The 3,842-nt window shown below is 44.7% G+C and carries 4 protein-coding genes; all 4 read left to right on the top strand.

Features of this window, described 5'->3' with window-relative positions; translation table 11 throughout:
* Nucleotides 1-458: 458 nt before the first annotated feature.
* Nucleotides 459-1,376, top strand: coding sequence for a 4-hydroxy-tetrahydrodipicolinate synthase (dapA, locus tag RJ60_RS12090; protein ID WP_099828431.1), 918 nt, complete (start codon nt 459-461; stop codon nt 1,374-1,376).
* Between the two features lie 36 nt (nt 1,377-1,412).
* A complete protein-coding gene (locus RJ60_RS12085; RefSeq protein WP_099828430.1) occupies nt 1,413-2,414 on the top strand; it encodes a DctP family TRAP transporter solute-binding subunit in 1,002 nt (333 codons plus the stop codon).
* Between the two features lie 67 nt (nt 2,415-2,481).
* Nucleotides 2,482-3,012: a TRAP transporter small permease gene (locus tag RJ60_RS12080; protein ID WP_099828429.1), complete on the top strand. Its 531-nt coding sequence runs from the start codon at nt 2,482-2,484 to the stop codon at nt 3,010-3,012.
* A partial coding sequence (locus RJ60_RS12075; RefSeq protein ID WP_146028923.1) for a TRAP transporter large permease occupies nt 3,003-3,842 on the top strand: 840 nt, incomplete at its 3' end. The genes RJ60_RS12080 and RJ60_RS12075, both read left to right, overlap by 10 nt.

Below are 3,842 nucleotides of genomic sequence, written 5' to 3'. Positions count from 1 at the left end.
ATGATCGACAAAGAAGCGGCTCAACTTCTGCCTAAAACTTTTCTTGATGAGCTTCAGAAATCCAATTCTTGACTTTGTTTTGACTAGAAGATCTCAATTGGATCAGAGATAACCGACTTCGTAATCTATTAGAATCCGTTAAGAGAGCAAAAGCAAGAGATTCTTCGATGCTCGAAATCGACTGAGTAGAGTTTCCTTTCATGAATTCCATGATATTCGTTGGCTACATAGATAATTCCTCGGAGTTCCCCGATCAATAGCTATTGATTGGGGCTAAGCTCACATTCTAAAGAATGCCCTTTCAGAAGAATTTCGAACATCATAACTGTTAATTCCGTGTTTTTGCCTCCATTTGGTTCAGGTCGAATCTCATTGACTTCCGATTAACAACTGGCAAGTAGTATAATTTCAATAAAAGAAATGACGTTTCAATAGATGAAATATGGGGAGGCATATTAATGGACGTTGTTGGCAGGTTTGGGAGGATACTCATACCAATGAGTACCGCGTTTGCAGCTGATTATTCGATCGACTATCCTATGACCAGGAGGATAGCCAGCTATTTGATTGGAAAGAAGTACTGTGATTCCCTTGTTATAGCCGGAACAAACGGCGAGTTCTACTCAATGAGCTTCGAGGAGAAGGTAAGGCTCTTTGCAGAAATCAAAGAGGAAGTTGGCGACAGGGTACCATTGATAGCCGGAACAGGTACGGCTAACACTTGCGAGACAATAGAACTTACGAAAGAAGCGGCGAGATTAGGATACGATGCTTCTATGGTAGTTGTTCCCTATTACTGTCACCCGACTCAGGAAGGAATCTACTACCACTTCTCTCAGATATGCAAGAATACCAATCTTCCGATCATGGTCTATAACATTCCTCTCTTTACGGCTTCGAATATCGATCCGGCGACTCTGGCCAAGCTAACTGAGTTTGAGAATATCGTTGCCGTCAAAGATGAGGCCGGAATTAATCCGTTGCAGACCTCTGCCTTCCTGAAGGCAACAAAGGGGAAGATAGTGGTTTATTCCGGAGACGACCTAATGGTTCTCTCGGTCATGAGTCAGGGTGGAATAGGCGTTATAAGCGGAGGTTCGCACGTAATTGGGGACATGATGAGGAACTTGATAGACGAGTTCCTCTCTGGTGATGCCACCAAAGCGACAAGTAGCTTCAAGGAGCTTTACGAGCTTTTTAGTGCTTTCTTTGGTAGAAATAGGCGGCTTACAAACCCGTTGCCGGCAGTAAAAAAGGCCTTCGCGCTCCACTCGGGACTGGATGTCGCGAGAGTGAGACCGCCACTCATGGAAATTGAAGAAGACGAAGTGGCAGTGCTGAAAGATACTCTCAGAAAGTTCGGGAAAATTTCTTGAGCTTCAAGAACCAAAAAACCGAAAGGGGGTTTAGCAATGAAAAAGGGATTAATCGTGGGTCTTGTTCTGCTGTTAGTTAGCATTTGTTTTGCCGTGGAGGAGACTTATACGATACGGTTCAACACGGTAGCTGCACCGACGCAACCTCAGGTTCTGGCCATGAACAAATTTGCAGAGATTGTAGGAGACTTGAGTGGAGGCAAGATAGACGTGAAAGTCTTCCATTCAGGACAACTTGGTGACCAGCAGACATCGTTGCTTGCTGTGATGAGGGGTGATCTTGAGATGGCAGGCGATGGAGCTCCATCATGGTTTGCGGATCTCGGAAACATGCCTAAGATGGGGGTTCTGAATGCCGCCTATATCTTCAAGGACCTCGATCACATGTATTCGGTTATGAACAGTCCTCTGGTTAAAGGTTGGTTTGATGAGTTGGCTTCGAAGACCGGCATGAGGGTTTTGGATACATGGTATCTCGGTATGAGGCAGCTCAACACAACCGAAAAGGCAGGTCCCGTTTACAAGCCGGAAGATCTCAAAGGTATGAAGATCAGGATGCCCAACAATGAAGCATTCATGGACATGGGACGTGCAATCGGGAGCAATCCAACTCCAATGGGTTTTGGAGAAGTTTATCTTGCGCTTAAGCTGGGTACTATCGACGGCCAAGATAATCCTCTTCCAACTGATCTATCGGCCATGTTCGTTGAGGTCACTAAGTACATAATTCTTACGGATCACTCAATTGGAATGATAAATCCAGTAATCAATGAAAAGTTCTGGCAATCTCTGCCGGCAGAATACAGGACCTACATTATCAAAGCTCTTGAAGTAGCACGTTTCTACATGAACTACCTGGTTCTGGAACAAGAATCGAAGCTTCTTAAGCAATTTGTCGACGAATACAAAATGGAGATAATAGTTCCCGACAAAGAAGCCTTCATGAAATACGCGAGAGAGTTCTATTCACAAGATAAGTTCGACAAAGCGTGGGGCGCAGGAATGTATGAAGCAATCCAGTCTTATCCTTCCGACTAGCTGAAGCAAGAAGAAGTAGCTTGGACTGGGTAATCCCGGCCCAAGCTACTCTTTGTGGAGGACGATCATGAAGAGGTTCTTTGGAGTATTGTTTAAGTCGGTTCAAATTGCACTGAATCTGATAGAGTCTTGGGGAGGGATAATCTTCCTGGGATTGCTTTTTTTAAGTATCTTCCTGCAGGTTGTTCTGAGATATGTATTCAGGACTCCTTCACCCGAACTATTCGAGGTTGCCCAATATAGCTTCATATGGACTATATTCCTCGGTGCACCATACGCTAGGAAATTCGATGCACATATTAAATTCGACATTATATTCGTCAAACTTCCCAGAAAGGTGCAGCTGCTTCTCCAGATAACATTCGATCTCTTCTTTTGCATTGTGCTTTTAGTAACATTGGGACCTGTGCTCGGCGATGTTCTTTTCTATAAGATCATCAAGTCCGAAGTCTTAAGGATTCCCTGGACTTATCTCTTCATGTGTTTCCCCATTTTCATGGTCTTGACTTTCATTCACAACGTAATCTGGATAGTGAAGAGCTTCATAGAACTCTTCTCCGGAAGGATCGTTCCCAAGGAGGTTGAACCATGGGATTGATACTCTTTTTCATAGTATTCGGTGCTGCCTTCGCCCTGGGTTATCCGATAGCGTTTGGAATGATCATGGGGGGCTTTGCATACTTCATCACTTCAGGAATGGACCTGGGAATCTTCCTCGACATAATGGCAATCGAACTGAGGGCCCAGGACGTTCTCCTTGCGGTTCCCATGTTCATATTTGCTGCAAACGTAATGAATGATACCGAGATAACCGACCGGCTTTTCGGTTTCTTGAAGCAGCTCTTGGGAGGTGTAAGGGGTGGACTTGCATACGCGAACATCGGTGCCAGTATTATCTTTGCGGGAATGAGCGGATCGGAAATAGCTGACGTTTCCGGTCTTGGAACAATAGAGATAAAGGCAATGATGGACAATGGTTATGATGGAGCTTTTGCCTGCGCTGTTACATGCGCTTCGGCAACTATTTCTCCTCTCATTCCTCCCAGTATTCCGATGGTAATCTATGCCATGCTAACAGGAACCTCTCTGGGATATCTGTTTCTTGCAGGAATAATACCTGGGCTTTTTCTTGGCTTTCTTGAAGCTGGGATGGCCTTCTATCTTTCGAAGAAGAGAAACTATCCGGTAGGAAAGAGATATCCACTCAAAGTACTTGCGAAGAGCTTCATTAGATCCTTTCCTGCCCTGATGGCTCCGATTATTCTCCTAGCCGGTATCTACGGAGGAATATTCACTCCAACTGAATCCGCGGCCGTTCTCGCTGCATATTCTATACTTGTAAGCATCTTCATCTATCGTACGCTTGGAGTCAAGAAGCTGAGAAAGATAATGCTCAAAACTGTTTATAATGTAGGTGCGATAAGCTTC

The organism is Mesotoga sp. B105.6.4, from assembly GCF_002896535.1.
Taxonomy (GTDB): domain Bacteria; phylum Thermotogota; class Thermotogae; order Petrotogales; family Kosmotogaceae; genus Mesotoga.
This window is presented reverse-complemented; position numbering and strand designations above follow the sequence as displayed.

Coding starts and splice junctions, on each gene's coding strand:
- RJ60_RS12080 (WP_099828429.1), top strand. CDS start 2,482: ATGAAGAGGTTCTTTGGAGTATTGTTTAAGTCGGTTCAAATTGCACTG.
- RJ60_RS12085 (WP_099828430.1), top strand. CDS start 1,413: ATGAAAAAGGGATTAATCGTGGGTCTTGTTCTGCTGTTAGTTAGCATT.
- dapA (WP_099828431.1), top strand. CDS start 459: ATGGACGTTGTTGGCAGGTTTGGGAGGATACTCATACCAATGAGTACC.